Source organism: Cupriavidus sp. 05T41 (assembly GCF_056396525.1).
Genome location: NZ_JBFTLQ010000106.1, coordinates 1 through 22,435, shown reverse-complemented (window position 1 = coordinate 22,435; position 22,435 = coordinate 1). Strand labels below are relative to the sequence as shown.

The following is a 22,435-nucleotide window of genomic DNA, read 5'->3' as shown; positions in this document are numbered from 1 at the left end:
GCCAGGCGCCATGCGGCGCGGCGCGCCGGATGGCCGCCTGGCGGCGGTGGGCCGGCGGGGCGGGGGCCCGCGGCGATGCGGTGGGTGGGTGCTCGCGCATGATGGTTCTCTCCCGTTCCGGCCCGTCGTCAGCGGCGGTGCCGGTCGTTCTGGTGGCTCTTGCCGTTCTCGTTGCCGCGTCGTGCCTGCTGTGTATCCAGCGCTGTGTTTTTCTTTTTTTCTTTCTTTTCTTTTGTTCTTCCTGCCCCCGGGGCGCGCGTTTCAGACCGCGCCCGTCATCACCATCAGCACGCCGCCCGCCATGGCCACGGCGTAGGGCAGGCGCGCTGCGGTCGTCAGGTTGTCCTTGCCCGCCACGTCGGCGCGCAGGCCGAAGGGCAGCCACAACAGCCGGGCGCACAGCCCGGCGAAGGTCTGGCGCGCCTGCTTGCGCGCCAGCACGATGATGAGGGCCAGCAGTCCGCCCATGGCGAAGCTGGCCACGGCGATCTGCAGCGCCKCCGCCGCGCCGACGAAGGCGCCKATGCTCGCCATCAGCTTGGCGTCGCCGGCGCCGACGGCGCCKAGCATGTACAGCACGAGGAACGGGCCGAGGCCGGCGAGCGCGCCGGTCAGCCAGGCCTGCGTCCCGTGGAGGAATCCATGCAGCGCGACCTGCAGCACCAATGCMACCATCAGGCCCGCCCCAACCAGCCAGTTCGGGATGCGGTGGCTGCGCAGGTCGCTGGCGGCGGCGATGCCGACCAGGGTGAGCAGGCATCCGCTGGTGAGTGGGTCAAAGGTGCTCATGGCATTCTCGTGGCGGCAAGGGGTGGCGGCGCGATGCGGGTATCCGGCTTGAGCGTCCTGACGCGCGGCCCGGCCGGCTCGGCTGTGCCGGCCGGGGCGCGCTTGCCACGGTCTCAGGCGGCGGCCGCCGTCAGCGCGACCTGGATCCGCGTCCAGATCCTCCCGACCGCGGTCGCGAGCGTCGGGCCCGATACGATCATGACCAGCGCCACGAATGCCAGCAGCAGTGCATATTCGACCCCCGCTGCGCCGTCTTCGTCTTGCGCAAAACGCTTGATGCCTTCGAACATGGAGTTCATGTCCTTCTCCTTTACGTCATGGTTCAAGGGGAAAAAGCGCCCGCTGAGAATCGGGCACAAGATTCGGCCGGTGGTGCCAGCCGTGGCCAAGCCAGAGGGTTCGCCGATGTCGCGAGCGTGCCGGCGCAACAGCGATGCATGGATCGCTGCCTCCCCGTAGCGCTGCGCGACAAGGCGGGCCTCCCGGCTCCACCAGTCTCCAGGGGACCTCATGACCGTGACCAGCCGGCGGGTCCTCACCCGGCGCATCGCCGCTTGCTGCGGCTTGTTGCGCTGGTAGGTGCCGCGGACCGGTTCTGTCCTCCCTCAGGAACCGGTCCGCGCCTGAAAATGCTGCAAGACTGCTATTGATCGCCGCCGCGGTGTGTCGCAATTCGCCGCTGCGGTGTGGGCCATGGATATAAAGTTGCGCTGGCCCTGCGCCAAACCTCCCCGCGAAGCGGCTGCCCTGTCACGGCAACCGCTTCCCCCCCGTTTCAACTCGTTTGTCGTGATGCCGGGGCTGGTGGATTGCACCGCCTTGGTCCTGGCATCCTCGGCGTACCGTCTATCCCTGCTTTCGGTCGCTCTGGTCTTTGTAACGGGGAATAGAGCGACGAACATGCCAGCGCAGCTAAGTGCCTGATTTGATTGGTGATGTTTTTGGGCCACTTGTTACAGACCGATTTTCTTGTAACAGGATGTTTCCTTGTTGTTACTGCTCCGGAGCCGTTGCKGGCCCGGAAAAGTMAATTGTGCTGCCCAGGGAGTGACGCAATGGGCGTGTGGCGGCACTGAAAAGTGCGCAATGCGCATTGCGGGGCCTGGCTTTCGGTGAAGCGCCACCGGGCAGGCGAGGGTAATCGCGCAGCGGTATCCGGGTGGTGGAGCAGTCGCCGCACGGCCGCGCGATTGGTTGCACGCGCGATACGGCTTTGCGGGGTTCAGGTATGGCCGCGAAGGCACGCGATGCCTTCCGCATGCCCGCGGGCGCGCCGGAGAGGGGCGGCAAGGATGACCTGGGCGGCAAAAGATGTAGCCGGGAGGGGCGCGAATGTGGGCCGCCCCACATTGGCCATTAAGTTTTCTCGCTCTGTTGGATGAGGCGGGAACTTCTTGCATCGCATCCTGGTTACGCTCGTTTTGGTTGCAATCCTGATACATTGCTCGCCGTAGTGACGGCTTAGGAATATCGTCGCGCGGCCAGTGAGGCGCGCAGTCCGCCCGGACGGACACAACTTGCGGTTTTCAAGGGAGAAGCCAGCATGCAGGACAATCAGAACAACAACGATTTCCCGGCGCCGCCCGCGGCCGCGCCTGCCGCGACCGCGGGCTTCAGCCAGCCGCGGCCGCTGCGCTTCGAGTTCATCGGTTCGGGCTCGGAGTACTTCCGCATCTGGATCGTCAATGCGCTGCTGACCATCGTCACGCTCGGCATCTACTCGGCGTGGGCGAAGGTAAGGACCATGCAGTATTTCTATCGCAACACGCGGCTCGACGGCGCCAGCTTCGACTATCACGGTCGTGCCACCGCCATCCTCAAGGGGCGCGCCATTGTGTTCGGCCTGGCCATGGTGTTCCAGTTCACCAGCCATATTTCGCTGCTGCTCTCGCTGGCGCTGGGTCTCGCGCTGGCCGTGGTGTTTCCGCTGCTGCTGGTGAGGTCGCTGCGCTTTCGCATGGCCAACTCGAGCTATCGCGGCCTGCGCTTTGCCTTTACCGGCGGCGACGCCGAGGCATACAAGGTATTCCTGCTGTGGCCGGTGCTGACGGTGTTGACGCTGTACGCGCTGGCGCCGCTGKCGCACCAGCGCTTCAAGCAGTATCAGCACAACCACACGCGTTTCGGCACGGCGCCTTTCGCCATCGATGCCACGGCGGGCAGCTTCTATGGTGTCTACCTGCGAGCTTTTGGCGTGATGGTGGCGGTGGTGGTGCTCGCGAGCCTCGCCGGCACCGCGCTCGGCGGTGGCCTGGGCGCAAGCAGGGGTGCCGTGGTGATGGCTTTTGCCATGGCCGCCGGCGGTTTCTACCTCGCGCTGCTGGCGGTCGGGCCATACTTCATGGCACGCCTGCAGAACCTGGTGTGGAACCACACCACGCTGGCGCCGCACGCGTTCCGCAGCGAGGTGAAGGCGAGCCGGCTGTTCTTTATCTTCGTCACCAACATGATCGCCAATGTGCTGACGCTGGGCCTGTTCATGCCATTCGCCAAGGTGCKCTCGATGCGCTACCGCATCGAAGCCATGACCATGCTGGCGGCGGCGCCGCTGGATGCCTTCGTGGCCGGCGAGACCGAGCAGGTCGGCGCGCTGGGCGATGCGGCGGTGGACTGGTACGACATCGACATCGCGCTCTGAACCACCTTGCTCTTCTTTGTCACCTAAGGACGCCAGGGCCCCGATGCCGGATTCCTCCCAAGCCCAGGCGGCTGCTCCGGTAGCCGCCACCTATTTCGATGGCCGCTCGTCGCGCGCCCATGCGGTCCGCTTGTCGATCGAAGGGCGCGAGGCGGTACTGCGCGAAGCCGGCGGCACGGTGCTGCGCAGCGCGCCGTTGTCGACGCTGCGTGTTTCCGAGCGGGTCAAGCGCGCACCGCGCCTGGTGACATTTGCCGACGGCGCGTTCTGCGAGATCACCGACCACGCCGGCCTGGCCGCGCTGCTTGCCGTCAGCGGCCATCGCGAGGGCTGGGTGGTGCGCGCGCAGAATAGCTGGCGGCTGGCCTTGTTGTCCGTGCTCGGGCTGGCGGTGGCGCWGGTGCTGGGCTATTTCCTGGTGTTGCCGTGGGGCGCCCGCATGGTCGCGCGCAGCGTGCCCGCGGCGCTGGAAGCGCGGCTCGGCGAGGCCACGCTGGCCGGCATCGACAACGGCCTGCTCATGCCGTCCGCCTTGCCCGCGGCGCAGCAGGACCGCATCCGCGCGGACTTCGCGGCGCTGCGGCGTCCGCCCGATCCCGGGCACCAGTACCGCATCCTGTTTCGCCGCGGCGGCCGGCTCGGTGCCAATGCGCTGGCCTTGCCGGGCGGCACCATCGTGGTGACCGACGAGCTGGTGAAACTGGCTGGCACAGGCMCCGGGCTGATGGGGGTGCTGGCCCACGAAGCCGGGCATGTGGCGCAGCGCCACGGCCTGCAGCAGATCTTGCAGGCCTCCGCGGTGGGGGCGCTGGCGGCTTACTTCTTCGGCGACTATTCCAGCGTGCTGGCGGGCGTGCCGGCGGCCATGCTGACGCTGCGCTATTCGCGCGACCACGAGCGCGCGGCCGATGCCTACGCCGTCGAAGTCATGCAGCGCAACGGGCTGCCGGTGGCGGATTTCGCCGATGTCCTGCAGGCGCTGGAAAGCGCGCACAAGCGGGAGGTGGATGCGCAGGTGGCCGGGACGGGGGCCGGCGCGCAGGGCGGTGCTTCGGCGGGCAGCGGCGAACGCGAGACCAAGCGCGAGCGGCGCAGCCGCCGTGCCGCCGAAGACAGCGGCGAGGACGACGACAATGGCTTCTTCGCCACCCACCCGCTCACGCGCGAACGCATCGAGGCGCTGCGCGCGGCGCAGCGGGCCCAGCATTAGTGGCTAATATTGGTGCCCAGCACTAGGGCCGCGCCGGAGCAGCCCCCGGGCTAGACGGCAGCGGGCCGGGCAGCTTCCGGCGGCGACGGGGCCGCCACCTGTTCCTGCAGCCAGGCATGGAATTGCTGGATGGTCTTCTCGCGCGGATTGGCCTCGCGCCATGTGACCCAGTAGTGAAGGCTGGAGGGGATGCGCGTGGTGCCCAGCTGCACCAGCTCGCCGCTGGCGATATAGTCGCGCGCCAGTTGCAGGCGCGCGGTCGCTGCGCCCAGTCCGGCCACCGCCGACTGCAGCATCATCCCCGCGTCCTGGAAGATCGGCCCGCGCTCGGGCTCGCTGGCGGGCAGGCCGGCGGCCTCCAGCCAGTCGCGCCACGGCCGCAAGGCAAAGCGCAGCATCGGCAGGCGCGGCAGGTCGGCCAGCGTGAAGCCGGGGTAGCGCGCCAGCAGCGCCGGGCTGGCCACCGCGACCACGTGGTCTTCGGTCAGGTTGTGGCAGGCAAAGCCGGGCAGGTCCACGCGCTGGTGCMAGATGCCCACGTCCACCGAGTAAGGATCCGGCGGGCTGATCTCGGCGTGCAGTMGCAGGTGCAGGTCCAGCCCCGGCATGATGGCGTGCAGGCTGGGCAGGCGGCGGATCAGCCAGGCATTGGCCAGGTCCGCCATGACGCTGACTTCGAGTTGCACCACCTGCGGCGCGCAGCCGTTGCTGGCTTCGCGCAGGCCGTCTTCCAGCTCGGCCAGGCCGTCGCGGATGCGCGCGGCCAGGCGCGTGCCCACATTGGTGGGCACCATCAGGTGCGCGGTGCGCTGGAACAGCTTGGTAGCCAGGTTGTCCTCCAGCGCTCGGATATGGTGGCTGATGGCACTGTGGGTCAGGGACAGTTCTTCCGCCGCGCGCGAAAAACTGCGGTGGCGGGCGGCGGCTTCCATGGCGCGCAGTGCCTGCAGCGCGGGCAGGTGCGGTGTCGTGCGCGGGCGCGTGGCGCCGGGTGCCAGCGTGCATTCGGGCTCGCCGGCMGCGGCCGTGGAAGCGGCGGGGGCAGCCGGGGGCGTTGCCGGACGGGCGGGTTTGGGGGCTCGGGAAGTCATTGCCGTCAAATTCTACTCACAATTGCGGCAGGTATCTTTCGTTGGCCTTGCACCTCGAGACTGAGGACAATGCGGAGATGAATTCTGCCAATCCCGCTTCTTCCGCTTCTTCTGCTTCCTCCGCTTCCTCCGCTTCCCCGGCGCCCCGTGCCGCGAGCCGGCCCGGGCCCGCCCTGCCGCGCGATGCCGGCATGCGCTGGCGCGTACTCTGCATTTTCTCGCTGGGTTTCCTGGTTTCCTATATCTTCCGGGGCGTCAACCTGGGCTTCGCGCCGCACCTGATCCGCGAGATGGGCCTGAGCGCCGCCGATCTCGGCCTGCTGACCAGTTTCTATTTCCTGGGCTTCGCCTGTGCCCAGATTCCGGCGGGGCTGCTGCTCGACCGCTTCGGCCCGCGCCGCACCGAGGCGGTGCTGCTGCTGGCCGCGGTGGCGGGTGCGCTGGTGTTTGCCAGCGCACCCAATATGGCCACGCTGGCGGCCGGCCGCCTGCTGATCGGCATCGGCGTGTCGGTCTGCCTGGGCGCCGCCATCCAGGCACTGTCGATCTGGTTCCCGCTGTCGCGCATGCCGCTGCTCAACGGAGTGGTCATGGCCATCGGCGGCCTCKGTGCCGTCGTGGTGGGTGCGCCACTGGGATGGCTGCTGTCCTGGACGGACTGGCGCACGGTCAGCTACGGCCTGGCCGGCCTGACGCTGGCCATGGCCGCGCTGCTGTGGTTCGCGGCCCCCGAGGCCGGCGGCGCGGGCAAGCAGCGCCTGGCCGAGCAGTTGCGCGGCACCTGGCAGGTATTCCGCAACGAGCGATTCCTGCGCGTAGTGCCGCTGGCGCTGCTCAATCAGGGCATCTTCCTGTCGGTGCAGACCTTGTGGGTGGGCGCCTTCCTGCGCGATGTGGCGGGCTATTCACCGGAGCAAGGCGCGCGGCTGGTGTCGGTGATCGGCTTCGCCATGATGGGCGGCTGCGTGTTCGCCGGCTGGGCCGCGCGGCACCTCGAGCGCGCCGGGCTGAGCCTGTACGCCTTTGCCGGCCTCGGCATGAGTGGCTTTATCGTGGTCCAGTGCCTGATCATCGCCGGCGTGCCGCTGCCGCCGGCATTGATGTGGGCCGCCTACGGCGTGTTCGGCTCGAGCGGCATCCTGGCCTACGCCGTGCTGGCGCGCAGCTTCCCCGACGCACTGATCGGCCGCGCCACCACGGCGCTGACCCTGACGGTTTTTCTGGCGACGTTCGCCTGCCAGGTCGGTGTCGGCCTGGTGCTCGATCTCTGGCCGGCCACGGATGGCCGCTATCCGGCACAGGCGCACCTGACCGTCTGGGGCGGCCTGGTGGCGCTGCAGGTGGCMGCCGCGGTCTGGTATGCGCTGGGTAGCAAGCGGGGCGCCGCGCCGGCAGCAGCGGGGCGCTAATACTTTGGAATGACCCCCTAAAGAGCGATGCCGTSGCAGCGCGCCATGGCATAGAGTGGCCCAAAAGGCTTTCCGGCGGGCGCAGGCCCGACTGGACGGCTCCAAGGGGGAGGGTCTATGAAGCCGAGCAATCCGGTTGCCGGTGCCATGCCAGCGGCGGGTGCCAATCCTGGTATCGCCGCGCACGAAGCCTTGCGCTGGCGGCATGCGCTCTGCGTTCTCTTCTTCTTTTCGGGATTCCCGGCGCTGATCTACCAGTTGATCTGGCAGCGCGCGCTGTTTCGCATCTTCGGCGTCAATATCGAATCGGTGACGATCGTCGTCACGGCTTTCATGCTGGGACTGGGGCTGGGCAGCCTGGCCGGCGGCCTGCTGTCGAGGCGGCGCGGGCTGCCACTGCTGCCGCTGCTGGCGGCGATCGAGCTGCTCACCGGCGCGTTCGGGCTGGTCTCGCTCGATATCTTCGACTGGGCCGGTTCGCTGGCGCTCGGCATGCCGCTGGGCGTGACGGCACTGGTCGCGCTGGCGCTGGTGCTGGTCCCCACGCTGCTCATGGGCGCGACATTGCCGGTGCTGGTCGGGCACCTGGCGCGCCGTTCCGGCAATGTGGGCGGCACCGTCGGACTMCTTTACTACGTCAATACGCTGGGTGCCGGCGTTGCGTGCCTGATCAGCGCCGCTGCGCTGTTTCCCTTCCTCGGCATGCAGGCCGCCGTCCATGTGGCCGTGGCGATCAATGCGACCGTGGCGGCCGGCGCGCTCGCGGTGCACTGGCTGGTCGGCGACGCGCCCGATGCCGCGGCGGCGCAGGCGCGGCAGGGCGTGTCCGCCGCGGTTCCCGCGGCCACGCCGGTCCTGCGCTTCTGTGCGGTTTCGATCCTGGCCTGCGCCGGCGGGGCAATCTCGCTGTCGTACGAAATCTTCTTCTTCCGCGCGGTGTCCTATGCCACCGGCGGCAGCGCCTCGGCCTTTGCGCTCACGCTGGGCGTCTTCCTGCTCGGCATTGCGTCGGGCGCGCACCATGCGGGGCGCTGGTGCCACGGCGCCGCGGAGCAGGGGATGCAGCGGCTGGCAATCAGCCWGCTCGTGGCGAATCTCGCCGGCTTGCTGTTCCTGCCCATGCTGGCGCACCTTGTCGCGTCCGGCGTGGTGCTGCTCTGCGCGATGTGCCTGGTCGTGTTCTGGGTGGCGCGGGCGTGGGGGGCACTGTTGCCGTGCCTGGCGCACTGGGGCGTGGCCGCCGATCACCACGCCGGCATGCGCACGGCACTGCTCTACCTTGCCAATATCGCTGGCTCGGCGGCCGGCAGCCTGCTTACCGGCTTCGTACTGATGGAGTATCTCGGCCTGCTCKGCATCGCGGTGGTGCTGGTCTGCGCCGGCGTGGCATGTTCCTTCCTGCTCGGCGCGTGGCTGCCATTGCCGGCCGGCTCGCGGCGGTGGCAGACCGCCGGTGCCGGCGCGCTGTGGGCGCTGGCGGTAGTGGCCTTGCCCGCCTTCGGCGGTGGCGCGCTGGAGAGCCTGCTCTGGAAAGACGCTCCCGATCCCAAGGGGCCCTTCGCACACGTGATCGAAAACCGCAGCGGCATCATCACGGTGGACCGCGAGGGCACCGTGTATGGCGGCGGCATGTATGACGGCCGCTTCAACGTCGACCTGCGCCACGACACCAACGGCATCATCCGTCCCTATGCATTGAACCTGTTCCACCGCCATCCGCGCGATGTCCTGATGGTCGGCCTGTCGTCCGGGTCGTGGGCGCAGGTGATCGCCAACAACCCGGAGGTGCGTTCGCTGACCATCGTGGAGATCAATCCMGGCTATGTGGACCTGGTGGCGCGCATGCCGGCCGAAGCCTCGGTGTTGCGCAACCCCAAGGTGACGATCGTTGCCGACGACGGTCGTCGCTGGCTGCGCATGCATCCCGACCGGCGCTTCGATGCCATCGTGTCGAACACCACGTGGCACTTCCGGGCCAACACCACCAACCTGCTGTCCTCGGAGTTCTTGCGGCTTGCCGGCGATCATCTGGCGCCGGGCGGCGTGCTCTACTACAACACCACCGATTCGCCGCGGGCGCAGCGCACGGCCTGCCTGTCATTCCCTCACGGGGCGCGTTTCAAGAACCATGTGGTCGTATCGCGCGAGGCGCTGCCGTGGGATTTCAAGCACTGGAGCCGGACGCTCGCAGCCTATCGCATCGACGGCCGCCCGGTGCTGGACGCGGGCAGCGGCCAGGGCGCGCGCATCGTCGACGCCATGCAGGCGGACTGGCATGCCGCGCACGCCGGCAGCCGGTCCGGCCCCGGCAATACGATCGAGGAGTGCGCCAGTATCCTGGCCCGCACGACAGGACTGGCATCGGTCACCGATGACAATATGGGCAGCGAGTGGCGTCATCTGATCGGGCTCGACTGAATGCATGACGCAGGCGGTGCGCCTGTCGGCGAAGGGGGCCGGCAGGCACCAGACCGGGGGAATTGACATGGTATCCGGCACGGCGCTCTGKACGCGCGGCGACACCGTCCGCTGGGGTTCGATCCTGGCGGTGCTGGCCGTCGACGCGCTGTGGCTGCGCCTGAGCGGCCGCTCGCTCGCCGCCGAGGCGCTCGAGAGCCGCCTGCTGGCGTTTGCCGTGCTGGGCACGCTGTGCGGCTTGCTGATGCTGGCGGCCAGGGCTTCGGCGGCACGCGGCGCGTCTGGCCGGCAACGGTTGGCGGCGCTGGCGGCGATGATGCAGGCGCTTGCCTGGCTGGTGCTGTTCCTCAATGGCATGTGCGTACTGTCCTACCTGCTGGTCACGATGGCGCCGCCGCTGATCGATGCGCGGCTGGCCGCCATCGATGCCKCCMTTGGTTTCAGGTGGCCCGCGGTGCATGCCTGGGTGCGCGCGCATCCGGACCTGAGCGGCGTGCTGCAGTGGTGCTACGAGGGCGGGCGCATGCAGTTGCTGCTGGTGCCGCTGGCGATCGGCCTGTTTGGCCCGGCCGAGCGCCTGCGCGAGTTCCTTTCCTGCATGATGATTTCGCTCGCGCTGGTGCTGCTGATCTCCACGCCGCTGCCGGCCAGCGGCGCGTACTACTTCTTCGGCCACCTGGGCGGGGTGTCGCCGGCGGAGCTGGCGCAGTATTCCCACTTCGCGCCGCTGCGCGACGGCAGCCTGCGCGTGTTCGATCTCAACACCGCGCAGGGGCTGGTGTCGATGCCGTCGTTTCACACCGTCATGGGCCTGGTCTTTATCCGGGCGATGTGGTGGTCGCGGCTGGCACGGTTCGCGGTGCTGCCGTTCAACGTGGTGATGATCCTGTCCACGCCCAGCCAGGGCGGGCACTACCTGGTGGACGTGCTGGCCGGCGTGGCAGTGTGGGCGGCGACTTTCCTGCTGGTGCGCGCCTTGCACCAGGCGCGCGAGCCGCGGCCATGGCGCGCGGCGCTGCCCGCCGTGTCTTTGGCGCGCCCGCGCGGGGCGATGGAAAACTAGTGCGCTGCCGCTGTCGTGGGCGGCAGATACCCRCCCACGACAGCGGCAGCGCGGACTACAGCACGATTGGCCGGTCGTCCAGCTCGTTGCGGTTGGGTTTGCCGCCTTCGGCAGGGAAGTGCAGGGCAAGCAGGTGGTGGATCTTCTCCACCGCCGCCAGCACCGGCCTGACCGATAGCTCGCGCGCGAGTCCGGCGGCCAGGTCGTCGCAGATCGCGTGCCAGGTGTCCGGGCCGACGCGCGCGTCGATGCCGCGGTCGGCCAGCAGTTCCACTGCGTGATCGGCCAGGTTGATGTACAGCAGCACGCCGGTATGGCCTTCGGTGTTCCACACTTCGAGCGCGCCGAACAGCGCGCGCGCGCGTGCGCGCGGCGTGGTGCCGGCGAAGGCCAGTGATACGGGCAGGCTGGATTCGATCACCACCCGCACTTCGCCCAGGTGCCGCTGCTCGCCGGCGGCGACCGCCTGTTGCAGCTGCTGCCTGGCATCGGCGGGGAAGTGCCTGGCGGCGACGCCGGGCCGGGTGCCGAGATGACGCAGGGCGCGTTTGAAATGTGGCATGCGTGGCTACCAGTTGCCGGAGGCACCGCCCCCGTCGAATCCGCCGCCGCCACCGCCGCCGAAGCCACCACCACCTCCGCCACCCCCGCCGAAGCCGCCACCGCCACCACCACGTCCCCAGCCACCGCCGAGCCCGCCGAGGGTGCCGCCGAGGCCGCCGGCGGCGGCATCCCAGCCGCGCCGTCCGGTCACGATCTGCGGGCCGCGCGGGCGCCGTGCCGCGGAGGTGAAGAAGAACAGGATGATGGCGAGCGGGAACAGCACCGGCAGCCAGTCGGTCCACGAGCCGCGCTGGGCCGGCTTGCCGCCGGCCTGCGGCCCGGCCAGGCCTTCCTTGTCGATGGTGGCCTGGATGGCCGAGACGCCGGCCGCGAGGCCGCCGTAGAAGTCGTTCTGGCGGAAATGCGGCGCCATCACGTCCTGCAGGATGCGCTTGGACATCGCATCGGTGAGCGAGCCTTGCACGCCGCGGCCTACCTCCAGCCGCATCTTGCGCAGCCCGGGCGGGTTGTCCTTGGCGATCAGCAGGATCACGCCGTCGTCGATGCCCTTGCGTCCGGCGCGCCAGGCGTCGGCCACGCGGATGCTGTAGGCGTCGATCGGCTCGGGCTCGGTGGTCGGCACCATCAGCACGAAGATCTGGCTGCCGMGCTGCTGCTCGTACTMGGCCAGCACGTTTTCCAGCGCGCTGCGCTGGCCGGCGCTGAGCGTGCCGGTGAGATCGGTCACGCGCTGGGTCAGCGCCGGCACCGGCACGAAGCCATCGGCGCCGGCCGCCGCGGCGGCCAGCGCTGGCCATGCCAGCAGCGCGCCGAGCATCGCCGCCAGCATCAGCAGCGGCGCCAGCACGGTGGCGCGCCCGCCGCGCAGGATGCGCTCAGCGTGCGTCGGGGAGAGTCGGGCCAGGTCTTGCCGCATGCGCTTTGCCTTTTGCCGCCGGGCTCAGAACTTCACTGTCGGGGGCGCCGAGATCGCCTTCTCGTTCTCCACCGTGAACGACGGCTTGACCGGGTACTTGAACACCATTGCGGTCAGGTTGGTGGGGAAGCTGCGTGCCAGGACGTTGTAGTCGCGCACCGCGACGATATAGCGCTGGCGCGCCACGGTGATGCGGTTCTCGGTGCCTTCGAGCTGCGACTGCAGGTCGCGGAAGGACGCGTCCGCCTTGAGCTGGGGATAGTTTTCCGACACCGCCAGCAGGCGCGACAGCGCGCCGCTCAGCTCGCCCTGGGCTTGCTGGAAGCGCTTGAATGCTTCCGGGTCGTTGAGTGTCTCGGGTGAKACCTGGATGCTGGTGGCCGCCGCGCGGGCCTTGGTGACCGCCTCGAGCGTCTCGCGCTCGTGCGTCGCATAGCCCTTGACGGTATTGACCAGGTTGGGGATCAGGTCGGCGCGGCGCTGGTACTGGTTGATCACCTCGCCCCAGGCCGCCTTGACGGCCTCGTCCTTGGTCTGGAAGTCGTTGTACCCGCAGGCGGACAGCAAGCTGGCGCACAGGGCCAGCAAGAGCCAGCGCAAGACAGACCGCGGCGAAGACAGGGAAAGGGCTGCGCGCATCGGAGACTCCGGAATTCGTGGAAACACCAGTGTAGCGCAGGGGCCGGCGCGGGCAAGCGATTCGTCCCGGCGCAGTTGACGGGGGGATGCCGGCACCGGTAGATTGTCGGTTTTGGCGCGGTCGGCTCTCCAGACTTGCACCACGCCTGCACCACCCTGCATCACCGCACAGCCATCGATCACCAGCCTGCCATGCGCGCCTTTTCGCCGGTTTCCGCTCCTGCTTCCGCTGCCTCGCAGCGGCAGGTGCTCGCGCGCGCCAAAGCCAAAAAACAGCCGCTCGTCTGACCGGGGCGTGCTGTTCCGTCAGATGAGCGACGGAACGGCACCTGCGATCAGGGGCGAGGCCAGGTTCATGCCCCTTCACTGCCCCTAGCGGGCCCAGCTGCCACCCGGCGCACTTCTGCACGGTTTCTTCCTGACCGGTCGCACAGGAGTGTTTCATGCAGCAGACAGAACAAGCAGTTCAGGCAGTTCAAGCAGATCAAGCACGGCAAGCAGGACAGGTCTTCTCGGGAATCTGGCTGCCGCTGGTGACGCCGTTCGCCGGGAGCGACGTCGATCATGCAGCGCTGGCGCGGCTGGTGCGTCGCTATGCGGACAGCGGTATCGCGGGCCTCGTGGTGTGCGGCAGCACGGGCGAGGCGGCAGCGCTCGACGAAGACGAGCAACTGGCCGTGCTGGACACCGTGCTGGATGCCGCCGGCGGCCTGCCGGTGACGATTGGGGGTGTCCGGCAGCAATGCGCGGCAGGCTCAGGCGCGCGTGCGGCGCCTGGCCGGGCGTCCGCTGGCGGGCTTGCTGACGCCTGCGCCCGCCTATGTGCGGCCGTCGCAAGCCGGGTTGCGCGATTACTTCGGCATGCTGGCCGACAGCGCCGCCGCCCCGCTGGTGTTGTACGACATTCCTTACCGCACCGGCGTGAAGCTGGACACCGACACCATCCTGGCGCTGGCCGCGCATCCGAATATCCTCGCCATCAAGGATTGCGGCGGGGACTACCACKGCACCCAGGCCGTGATCGCCGACGGACGCCTGGCGGTGCTGGCCGGCGAGGACCACCAGCTGCTGGGCACGCTGTGCCTGGGTGGCCGKGGCGCGATCATCGCCTCGGCGCATCTCTATCCGGAGCTGTTCGTGGCGCTCGCGCGCGCGGTGGCGGAGCAGCGCCTGGAACAGGCAAGGCGCCTGTTCCATGCCCTGATGCCGATGATCCGGCTGCTGTTCGCGCAGCCCAATCCCGGTCCCGTCAAGGCCATGCTGGCGCGCGAGGGCTGGCTGCGCAATGCGCTGCGCGCGCCGATGACGCCGGCCAGCGAGGCACTCGAGACGGCGCTGGCGCGCGCCTGCGCGGACCTCGGCGAGGCCGCCGCCGCCCTGCGCGGCTAGCGCCGGCAKGGGCGCAGCGCTCAGCCGGCGGCGAACGCCTTGCGCGCCGCTTCGATGGTRGTGGCGAGGATGGCGTCGTCGTGCTGCGCCGAGACGAAGCCGGCCTCGAAGGCGGACGGCGCCAGGTACACGCCGGCATCCAGCATGGCGTGGAAGAAGCGGTTGAAGCGCGCGGTGTCGCATTGCGTGACTTCGGCGAAGCTGCCCGGCACGCCGTCGCGGAAGTACATGCCGAACATGCCGCCGATGGCGTCGGCCGCGAACGGCACCCCGGCTTCGCGCGCMGCCGCGGCGAGGCCGTCGGCCAGCTTGCGGGTCTGCACGGCGAGGCGCTCATKGAAGCCGGGCGCCTGGATCAGCTTGAGCGTGGTCAGCCCGGCCGCCACCGCCAGCGGGTTGCCCGACAGCGTGCCGGCCTGGTAGACGCCGCCCAGCGGCGCCAGGCAGGCCATGATGTCGCGCCGGCCACCGAAGGCCGCGGCCGGCATGCCGCCGCCGATCACCTTGCCCAGGCAGGTCATGTCCGGGGTGATGCCGTAGTGCGCCTGCGCGCMGCCCAGCGCCACGCGGAAGCCCGTCATGACCTCGTCGAAGATCAGCACGGCGCCATGCCTGGTGCACAGCGCGCGCATGGCCTGCAGGAAGGCATCGCTGGCGCGCACCAGGTTCATGTTGCCGGCCACCGGCTCGACGATCACCGCGGCGATCTCGCCCTGGTGCTTGACGAAGGCCTGCTCGAGCTGCTCGACGTTGTTGTACTCCAGCACCATGGTGTGCTTGGTCACGTCGGCTGGCACGCCGGCCGAGGAAGGCGCATTCTTCGTGGTGTCGGCGAAGGTCAGCAGGCCGGAGCCGGCCTTGACCAGCAGGCTGTCGGCATGGCCGTGGTAGCAACCCTCGAACTTCACGATCAGGTCGCGCTTGGTGAAGCCGCGCGCCAGGCGCAGCGCGCTCATGGTGGCCTCGGTGCCGGACGATACCAGCCGGACCTGCTCGATCGACGGCACCAGCTTGCAGATTTCCTCGGCCATCTCGATCTCGGCCTCGGTCGGTGCGCCGAACGAAAAGCTCAGGCCGGCGGTTTCCTGCACCGCGCGCACCACCTCCGGGTGGGCGTGGCCGACGATCATCGGGCCCCACGAGCCGATGTAGTCGATGTAGCGCTGGCCGTCGGCGTCCCACATATAGGCGCCTTCGGCGCGCGTGATGAAGCGGGGCGTGCCACCCACCGAGCGGAAGGCGCGCACGGGCGAATTGACGCCGCCGGGGATGGTTTGCTGGGCGCGGTCGAAGAGCTGCTGGTTACGAGACATGGCTTTGCGTGAGGTCAAAAGCGGGAGAAAACGAAGAAACGCGTTCCATCAGGCGCCAAGTCACGCGGAAATGCCTGCAAAAAGGCTGCAATGCGTGGCATTTACGCGGTAACGTGCGCGAACACGGCGTATTTGGCCCGAATCCTGCTTGCCTGGCTGGCGCCGGCGGCGCCGATTCGGTACCATCTGGCCCTGAATTTTAATGGAGAGTGACTGAACCGTTATGGAATACAAGACYTGGATGTGCCTGATCTGCGGGTGGATTTACGACGAAGCCGCCGGCGCGCCCGAAGACGGCATTGCGCCCGGCACCAAGTGGGAAGACGTACCCATCAACTGGACTTGCCCGGAATGCGGCGCGCGCAAGGAAGATTTCGAGATGGTGGCCCTGTAAGAGGCACGATCGAAAAGAGCCTGGCGTCGTTGCGCGGCACGGCAAGTGCCACTTGTACTGCCTGCGGCCGCGCCCTTGCAGGGCGCATGCGCGCTGGCTGGCGCGCACCGCCAAGCAGGCGGATCGCCATGCGATMCGAATTCCCCGCTCCGCCCTGGCCAGGACGGCCTCGCTTTATGTCGATAGCGTGATAGCGCTTCTTGGGCCACGTCTTCGGCCACGTGAAGTTGCCATGGACCGTGGGGCGGCAGACGGCCGCCGCCGTGCCGGGCAGATCGGCGTGACGCGCCCATGACGGATCCGCCCCCGGCAGGCCAGTCCGCGTTGCCGCGTCGCGTCGATGCGACAGATCGCCAGGGGCTGGCCGGGATTCCGGATTGACGGCCCCACGGCGACTTGTCACACTCTGTTTCAAATTTGAAAATCCGCCCTTTGGGGGGTGGACCAGGCAGGCGCGGGTACCACGCGCCGCCATTTGCCAGCCGCGGGCCACCGCGGCGGCGTGTTTTTCGGGAATCAGGACGTATTGTTTCGGGGGCCGCCGGAGCAGCCAGGCTGCGCCGCGCGGAAGTTCTCAAGTCAATGCCGGCGTGTCCCGCAGGGGGCGCGCTGGTTGCGGGAACGGTATGCGGGTCGATCAACTACAAGAAAGTATTCGGGTCAGCCTGGGGGTCAACCCCGGAGTCAGCGGCGTGGTCGAAGCCGGTAAAGCCGGCGGCGGTGCTGCGCCCGCGCGGCGCAAGGTGCTCGTCATCGACGACTCCAGCACCATCCGCCGCACCGCCGAGATCTTCCTGTCGCAGGCGGGCTGCCAGGTGCTGCTGGCCGAAGACGGCTTCGAAGCCCTCGCCAAGGTGGGCGACATRCATCCGGACCTGATCTTCTGCGACATCCTGATGCCGCGGCTGGACGGTTACCAGACCTGCGCCCTGATCAAGAAAAGCCCGCGCTTCCATGCCATTCCGGTGATCATGCTGTCGTCCCGCGACGGCGTGTTCGACCGCTCGCGCGGCCGCCTCGTCGGCGCGCGCGACCATCTCGCCAAGCCGTTCACCCGCGAATCGCTGCTGCAGGCGGTAGACGCCTGCCTGCCATGTGCCGCCGCCGTGGCCAGCGCCGAGCCGGCCTGAGCGCATACCCAGGAATACTCATGACTACCAGCAAGACCATCAGCAAGATCCTCATCGTCGACGACTCCCCGACMGAAGCCCTGTTCATGTCCGACCTGCTCGGCAAGAAGGGTTTCAAGGTCTCGGTGGCCGGCAACAGCGACCAGGCCTTCGCCAGGCTCGAGAACGAACGCTTCGACCTGATCCTGATGGACGTGGTGATGCCAGGCCAGAACGGCTACCAGGCCACCCGCGCCATCAAGCGCGACGACCGCTTCAAGGATATCCCSGTCATCATGTGCACCAGCAAGGGCCTGGATACCGACCGCATCTGGGGCATGCGCCAGGGCGCGTCCGACTACATCGTCAAGCCGGTCGACGGCGAAGAGCTGCTCGGCAAGATTGCGGCGCTGGCCCACTGAGGCGAGCCCGCGCGGCCACCCGTTACCCCTCCTTCCTCTCACCGGAAATCCGCTCATGAACGCGCCGCGCCAGGACCTCCGTGCCCGCCAGACCCGGCTGCAGGACTACCAGGCCATGCTGGCCCGCCGCTTGCGCGAGGCGCGCAGCCTGCCCGCGGTGGAGAGCTACCTCGGCCTGCAGGTGGGCCAGCGCCACTGGCTGCTGCCGCTGCTGGAGACCGGCGAGGTGATGGAGATGCGCCAGCCCAGCCGCGTGCCGCTGACGCAGGGCTGGTACACGGGGCTGGTCAATGCGCGCGGCAGCCTCCTGGGCGTGATCGATTTCAGCCTGTTCTGCGGCGAGGGAGCCACCCCGCTGCAGCCGGGCAGCAAGATCGTGGTGTTGTCGCGCCAGGTCGAGCGCGCGTGCGGCATCCTGGCCACGCGCGTGATCGGCCTGCGCCATGCGGGCGAGCTGAGCCTGCCGGCCGGGACGCAAGGCAGCCGGCCGGAGAGCCCGTCCGAGGGCGCGCCCGAATGGGAGGGCGCGCGCTTCGCCGACCGCGACGGGCGGGACTGGCAGGTGCTGGACGTGCGCCGCCTGCTGGCGTCGCCCGCCTTCCTCCAGGTGGGCCGGCAGGCCGCCTGAGCGCGCAGCGGGCAGGGCAGCGGTACGGATGGGGAGGGGGCGGGTCCGCGCATGGTCGCGGGCGCGCCGCAGAGAAACCAAGAATCGAAAAATAACGAACAGAGGGTGGGTGCTATGGGTTTCAAGAACTTCAGCCTGGGTCGCCGCGGGCCGGTGGCCGCCGCCGCCGAGATGGCGGTGAATGCCGGCGCGCCGGCGGCAAGGAGCACCCCGGCCGAGCGTATCGCGGACAGGCTTGGCCGCATCCCGTTCGCCAGCCAGCAGCGCGCGCTCACCGGCGGCGTGATGCTGTCCCTGGTGGCGCTGCTGGTCTCGGTCTATGCCGATAATCGCGAAGCCAACAACGGCGCGGCACAGATCGAGATCGCCGGCGACATGCTGATGCACTCGCAGCGCCTGGCCAAGGCGGTGCCGGTGGCGCTGCTGGGCAATGCGCAGGCCTTTACCCAGCTGCGCCAGTCCAGGGAGGAACTGGCGGGCGACTTGCAGGCCCTGCAGAACGGCAGCGACACCAAGCACGTGCGCGCCAGCAGCGGCGCCGCCGTGCCGCTGCTGGAAAAGGCCACGGAATCCTGGCGCCGCACCGAGAAGAGCGCGGGCGACGTGCTGGCGCAGTTGCCCACCCTGATCACCATCGGCCAGACGCTGCAGATCTTCAACGCCTCCAACCCCGAACTGCTGGAAAGCGCGGAGCAGGTGGCGGCAATCAAGCTGCAGAGCGGCGCCAACGCACGCGAGGTGGCCGCCTCCGCGCAGCTGGTGATGCTGACGCAGCGCCTGGGCAAGAACCTCAACGAATTCCTGGCAGGCGAAGGCGTCAACCCGGAAACCGCGTTCCTGCTGGGCAAGGACACCAATACCTTCCGCGAAACCCTGGACGGGCTGCTCAACGGCAGCGAGGCGCTGCGCCTGTCGGCCGCCGGCGATGCCGAGACCCGCACCTACCTGCAGCAACTCTCGCAGCGTTTCGACGCCGTGCAGAAGACCACGCAGACCATCCTGCAGAACCTGCCCGGCCTGATCGCCGCCAAGCGTGCCCAGCAGCAGATCTTCAACGACAACGAAGCCCTGCGCGGCGAGCTGTCGCAGTTGCAGGCCGCCTACGCGGAAGGCGCGCGCGTGCGTCCGCTGACGCTTGGCGCCACCATCGTCTCGGCCGCGCTGACGCTGCTGTTCCTGGCCGGCCTGGCCGCGCTCTACCTGCGCGACTCGCGCGCCAAGGCGCTGGAAGCCGAAGCCCGCGAGCACGAAGCCGACGCGCGCCGCCTSGAYGAAAAGCGYAACAACGACGCGACCCAGAAGGCGATTCTGCAGCTGATGAACGAACTGCAGGACATCGCCGACGGCGACCTGACCAAGCAGGCCACCGTGACCGAGGACATCACCGGCGCCATTGCCGACTCGGTGAACTACACGGTGGAAGAATTGCGCGAGCTGGTGGGCCGTGTGCAGCAGACCGCCGGCGAGGTCACGCAGGCTTCCGGCCAGGTGCAGGACACGTCGATCGAACTGGTGGCCGCATCCGAGGAACAGTCGCGCCAGATCCGCCAGACCGGCGAGTCGGTGGTGGAAATGGCGGACCGCATCACGCAGGTGTCGCGCGGCGCCGCCGAGTCGGCCAACGTGGCGCGCGCCTCGCTGGCCGCCGCCGAGCAAGGCCAGCACGCGGTGCAGAACGCCATCCTCKGCATGAACGACATCCGCGAGCAGATCCAGGACACCTCCAAGCGGATCAAGCGCCTKGGCKAATCGTCGCAGGAGATCGGTGAAATCGTCGAACTGATYTCCGACATTACCGAGCAGACCAACGTGCTGGCACTCAACGCCGCCATCCAGGCCGCATCGGCCGGCGAAGCCGGGCGTGGCTTCTCGGTGGTGKCCGAGGAAGTGCAGCGCCTGGCGKAACGCTCCGGCGAGGCAACCAAGCAGATCKGCGCGCTGATCCGCACCATCCAGACCGACACGCAGGACGCGGTGCACGCCATGGAGCGCAGCACGCAGGGCGTGGTCGAAGGGGCCAAGCTGTCCGACAATGCCGGCGCCGCGCTGGTGGAGATCGGCCGCGTGTCGCGCCAGCTTGCCGAGCTGATCGAGCAGATTTCCCAGACCACTTCGCACGAGGCGGGCCTCGCCACCGCGGTGGCACGCAATATCGAAGGGATCCTGCAGGTGACCGAGCAAACGTCGTCCGGCACGCGCCAGACTGCGTTGTCGGTGCGCCAGCTGACCCTGCTGACCGAGGAACTGCGCAATTCCGTGCTGCGATTCAAGATCGCCTGACGAGTTACGCGAGCCCGCGCCATCGCGGGCCACGGACCGGCGCCACCGCATTGGACGCATTGGATGCAGTCATGTCATTGAATTTCCCTGTMTCGCGCGACGCCGCCGGCGCTGACCCGGCCCGGCAGGAAGCACCGGTTCCGGCAGCCCCGGGCGCCGACGCCGGTGCCGAACCCGCCGCCAGCCCCGTGGCGCGCGACCTTTCCGTGCTGGGTTGGCTGGCGCCGAGCCTGCGCGCCGCGCTGGACGATGCCGCGGCCGAACTGGGCCACTATGTCGACGAAGTGCAGCAGGCGCCCGAGGCGCTKGGCGCGCGCGACACCACTTCGCTGCGGCTGGCCGGCCAGCACCTGCACCAGGCCGCGGGCGCCGTGCATATCGTCGGCCTGCGTGGTGTGGACCCTTACTGCCAGGCGTTGCGCCGCCTGCTCGACGGCATCGACGCCGGCGCCGTGCCGGCCGATGCAAGGACCCTGGACGTGTTCCGCCTCGGCGTGCAGGCGCTGGCCGAGTACGTCGACGATCTGATGGCCGGCGACGACGAAGACCCGGTGCGCCTGTTCCGTTCCTACGCCGACGTGCTGGACCGGATCGGCGAAGACCGCGTGCATCCGGCCGACCTGTGGGTGGACGAGCTGCAGATGCTGCCGGGCATCGTGCTGCCGATGCGCATGGCTGCCACCGTCACGCGCGCGCGCCAGCGTTTCGAAGCGGCACTGCTCAAGGCGCTGCGCCTGCCGGTGCCTTGCCATGACGCGAGCCTGCTGCTCGAAGCCTACCTGCCGCTGGAGTCCGCGCTCGAAGACGTACGCGCCAGCGAGCAGGAATTGCGCCGCGCCACCGACCATCCGGATCGCGGCGTATGGCACGTGCTKGCACTGGTGTTCGGGGCGCTGGCCCACGGCCTGCTTGCCTCCGACCTGCTCGCCAAGCGCCTGGCGGGGCGTTCCCACCTGCTGCTGCGGCAGTACCTGCAAGGCCAGGTGCGCGTGCCGCAGGCGCTGCTCAACGACGCGGTCTACCTGCTTGTCACCACCACCGGCGCCGGCGCGGCAGTGCCAGCCGGCGAGACGGAAGCTCCAGCCGTGCTGGTGCTGCGCTCGGCCATCCGCGCGTGCCTGCAAGCGTTCCGCATCGACGCGGCGCACGCGGCGGTACACGCCGACTTCCGCGTGCGCTACTACGGCTGGCTCGATCCCATCGACACGCGCAACCTGCAGCAGGCCGYCGCCGCGATGGAGCGCGCAGCCGCCGATCCGCAGCACGGGGGCTGGCACGACGCCCTCGCCGCGCTGGCCGAGGCGGCGCAACCGCTGGCCCAGCCGGCACTGCTGCGCTGCCTGGACGCCGCCGCGCATCCCGCCCTGCTGGCCGATGGCACCGATACCACCGATGGTGCCGGCGGCGGCGACGACGCCATCGGCATCGGCGCCATCGCCCTGTTCCTTGGCCGCGCCCTGGCCTTGCCGTGGCGCGTGCATGGCAGCACCGGCCATGCGTGCGCTGCCGAGTTCGCGCATCGCTGCGACGAGCTGGCCGCCTATCTTGGCGCGCGMCGGCGCGGCGAGGCCGCCGTGCAAGCCCCGCGCTGGCTCATGCAGATGGTCGAGCAGGCCCGCGCGCAGCGGCTGCGCGAGGCCGCCGTGGCGCAGTTGCGCGGTCATCTCGACAGCGCCGAATCCTGGCTCGATGCATACGACCGCGACGCCACCCGTGGCGAGGCCGGCGCGCACCTGCGCGATGCCGATCGCGCGTTCGCCGCGCTCGGCGCCACGCTCGAACAGTTGCAGCAGGCCAACGCCCTGCCGCAGACGCTGCGTGACGAGGCGCTCGCCGTTGGCGTGGCGCTGCAGCGCGTGACGCTGTCGCTCGGCCTGCTGGCCGGCGCGCGCGCCGTGCAGGTAACGGACGCCGCCGAAGCCGACGCCKCCGGCGAGCGCGCCGGCTGGCTGGCCGCGATTGCCGGCGAGCTCGGTGCGGTGCATGCCTTTATCGACGCACTMGCATTCGGCMGCAGCAGCGCCGCCGCCAGCGCGCCGGATGCCAGCGCCGCCGGCGCCGCCAGCCTGGCCGGGGAGGGCGGCGCGTTGTCCCACGCGGCGCTGCTGGCCAATGCGCGCGCTGCCGCCAGCGAGGTGGTGCGCCACGCGCCCGCCGCCGACG

At 69.2% G+C, this 22,435-nt stretch carries 18 protein-coding genes and 1 pseudogene; 12 read left to right on the top strand and 7 right to left on the bottom strand.

Annotation, left to right across the window (positions count from 1 at the left end; all coding sequences use genetic code 11):
- Positions 1 to 261: 261 nt before the first annotated feature.
- The gene (locus tag AC1DKV_RS36095; protein WP_477139242.1) at positions 262 to 789 is read right to left on the bottom strand and encodes an A24 family peptidase; all 528 of its coding nucleotides are present in this window, start codon (positions 787 to 789) and stop codon (positions 262 to 264) included.
- Between the two features lie 113 nt (positions 790 to 902).
- Positions 903 to 1,088 carry a Flp family type IVb pilin gene (locus AC1DKV_RS36090; RefSeq protein WP_441612577.1) on the bottom strand — a complete coding sequence of 62 codons (186 nt, stop codon included), beginning with the start codon at positions 1,086 to 1,088 and terminating at the stop codon, positions 903 to 905.
- Between the two features lie 1,244 nt (positions 1,089 to 2,332).
- Here AC1DKV_RS36090 and AC1DKV_RS36085 point away from each other — a divergent pair.
- Together AC1DKV_RS36085 and AC1DKV_RS36080 are read left to right on the top strand one after the other, a co-directional pair.
- A complete protein-coding gene (locus AC1DKV_RS36085; protein ID WP_477139241.1) occupies positions 2,333 to 3,427 on the top strand; it encodes a YjgN family protein in 1,095 nt (364 codons plus the stop codon).
- Between the two features lie 43 nt (positions 3,428 to 3,470).
- Positions 3,471 to 4,637, top strand: a complete 1,167-nt coding sequence (locus AC1DKV_RS36080; protein ID WP_477139240.1) for a M48 family metallopeptidase — start codon at positions 3,471 to 3,473, stop codon at positions 4,635 to 4,637.
- A gap of 50 nt (positions 4,638 to 4,687) precedes the next feature.
- Here AC1DKV_RS36080 and AC1DKV_RS36075 read toward each other — a convergent pair whose 3' ends face one another.
- Positions 4,688 to 5,728 carry a LysR substrate-binding domain-containing protein gene (locus AC1DKV_RS36075; RefSeq protein WP_477139239.1) on the bottom strand — a complete coding sequence of 347 codons (1,041 nt, stop codon included), beginning with the start codon at positions 5,726 to 5,728 and terminating at the stop codon, positions 4,688 to 4,690.
- A gap of 77 nt (positions 5,729 to 5,805) precedes the next feature.
- Between AC1DKV_RS36075 and AC1DKV_RS36070 the strand changes: the two genes are divergently transcribed.
- From AC1DKV_RS36070 to AC1DKV_RS36060, 3 genes are all read left to right on the top strand, one after another.
- On the top strand, positions 5,806 to 7,137 hold the full coding sequence (locus AC1DKV_RS36070) for an MFS transporter (protein ID WP_477139238.1): 1,332 nt from the start codon (positions 5,806 to 5,808) through the stop codon (positions 7,135 to 7,137).
- Between the two features lie 117 nt (positions 7,138 to 7,254).
- A complete protein-coding gene (locus tag AC1DKV_RS36065) occupies positions 7,255 to 9,555 on the top strand; it encodes a spermine/spermidine synthase domain-containing protein (RefSeq protein WP_477139237.1) in 2,301 nt (766 codons plus the stop codon).
- Between the two features lie 67 nt (positions 9,556 to 9,622).
- Positions 9,623 to 10,618 (top strand): phosphatase PAP2 family protein, encoded by a 996-nt coding sequence (locus AC1DKV_RS36060; RefSeq protein WP_477139236.1) that lies wholly within the window; start codon positions 9,623 to 9,625, stop codon positions 10,616 to 10,618.
- A 55-nt stretch (positions 10,619 to 10,673) separates the two neighbouring features.
- Here AC1DKV_RS36060 and AC1DKV_RS36055 read toward each other — a convergent pair whose 3' ends face one another.
- From AC1DKV_RS36055 to AC1DKV_RS36045, 3 genes are all read right to left on the bottom strand, one after another.
- Entirely contained in the window at positions 10,674 to 11,180 is a 507-nt protein-coding gene (locus AC1DKV_RS36055; protein WP_441612570.1) for a TPM domain-containing protein, read from the bottom strand.
- A gap of 6 nt (positions 11,181 to 11,186) precedes the next feature.
- The gene (locus tag AC1DKV_RS36050; RefSeq protein WP_477139243.1) at positions 11,187 to 12,011 is read right to left on the bottom strand and encodes a TPM domain-containing protein; all 825 of its coding nucleotides are present in this window, start codon (positions 12,009 to 12,011) and stop codon (positions 11,187 to 11,189) included.
- Between the two features lie 111 nt (positions 12,012 to 12,122).
- Complete coding sequence (locus AC1DKV_RS36045; protein ID WP_441612569.1) at positions 12,123 to 12,737, bottom strand: LemA family protein; 615 nt, start codon at positions 12,735 to 12,737, stop codon at positions 12,123 to 12,125.
- Between the two features lie 443 nt (positions 12,738 to 13,180).
- Here AC1DKV_RS36045 and dapA point away from each other — a divergent pair.
- Positions 13,181 to 14,126 (top strand): annotated as a pseudogene (gene dapA, locus AC1DKV_RS36040) (4-hydroxy-tetrahydrodipicolinate synthase).
- Positions 14,127 to 14,146: 20 nt separating this feature from the next.
- Here dapA and hemL read toward each other — a convergent pair.
- A complete protein-coding gene (gene hemL, locus AC1DKV_RS36035; RefSeq protein ID WP_477139235.1) occupies positions 14,147 to 15,439 on the bottom strand; it encodes a glutamate-1-semialdehyde 2,1-aminomutase in 1,293 nt (430 codons plus the stop codon).
- Positions 15,440 to 15,662: 223 nt separating this feature from the next.
- Here hemL and AC1DKV_RS36030 point away from each other — a divergent pair, with 223 nt between their 5' ends.
- The 6 genes from AC1DKV_RS36030 to AC1DKV_RS36005 form a co-directional block, all read left to right on the top strand.
- Positions 15,663 to 15,833 carry a rubredoxin gene (locus AC1DKV_RS36030; protein WP_017225880.1) on the top strand — a complete coding sequence of 57 codons (171 nt, stop codon included), beginning with the start codon at positions 15,663 to 15,665 and terminating at the stop codon, positions 15,831 to 15,833.
- A gap of 626 nt (positions 15,834 to 16,459) precedes the next feature.
- Positions 16,460 to 16,963 (top strand): response regulator, encoded by a 504-nt coding sequence (locus tag AC1DKV_RS36025; protein ID WP_477139234.1) that lies wholly within the window; start codon positions 16,460 to 16,462, stop codon positions 16,961 to 16,963.
- 20 nt (positions 16,964 to 16,983) lie between these two features.
- On the top strand, positions 16,984 to 17,364 hold the full coding sequence (locus AC1DKV_RS36020; protein ID WP_441612566.1) for a response regulator: 381 nt from the start codon (positions 16,984 to 16,986) through the stop codon (positions 17,362 to 17,364).
- Positions 17,365 to 17,419: 55 nt separating this feature from the next.
- Positions 17,420 to 17,992: a chemotaxis protein CheW gene (locus AC1DKV_RS36015; RefSeq protein ID WP_441612565.1), complete on the top strand. Its 573-nt coding sequence runs from the start codon at positions 17,420 to 17,422 to the stop codon at positions 17,990 to 17,992.
- 114 nt (positions 17,993 to 18,106) lie between these two features.
- Entirely contained in the window at positions 18,107 to 20,272 is a 2,166-nt protein-coding gene (locus AC1DKV_RS36010; RefSeq protein ID WP_477139233.1) for a methyl-accepting chemotaxis protein, read from the top strand.
- Between the two features lie 71 nt (positions 20,273 to 20,343).
- Positions 20,344 to 22,435, top strand: a 2,092-nt coding sequence (locus AC1DKV_RS36005; RefSeq protein ID WP_477139232.1) for a FimL-related protein, incomplete at its 3' end; no start/stop codon positions are given.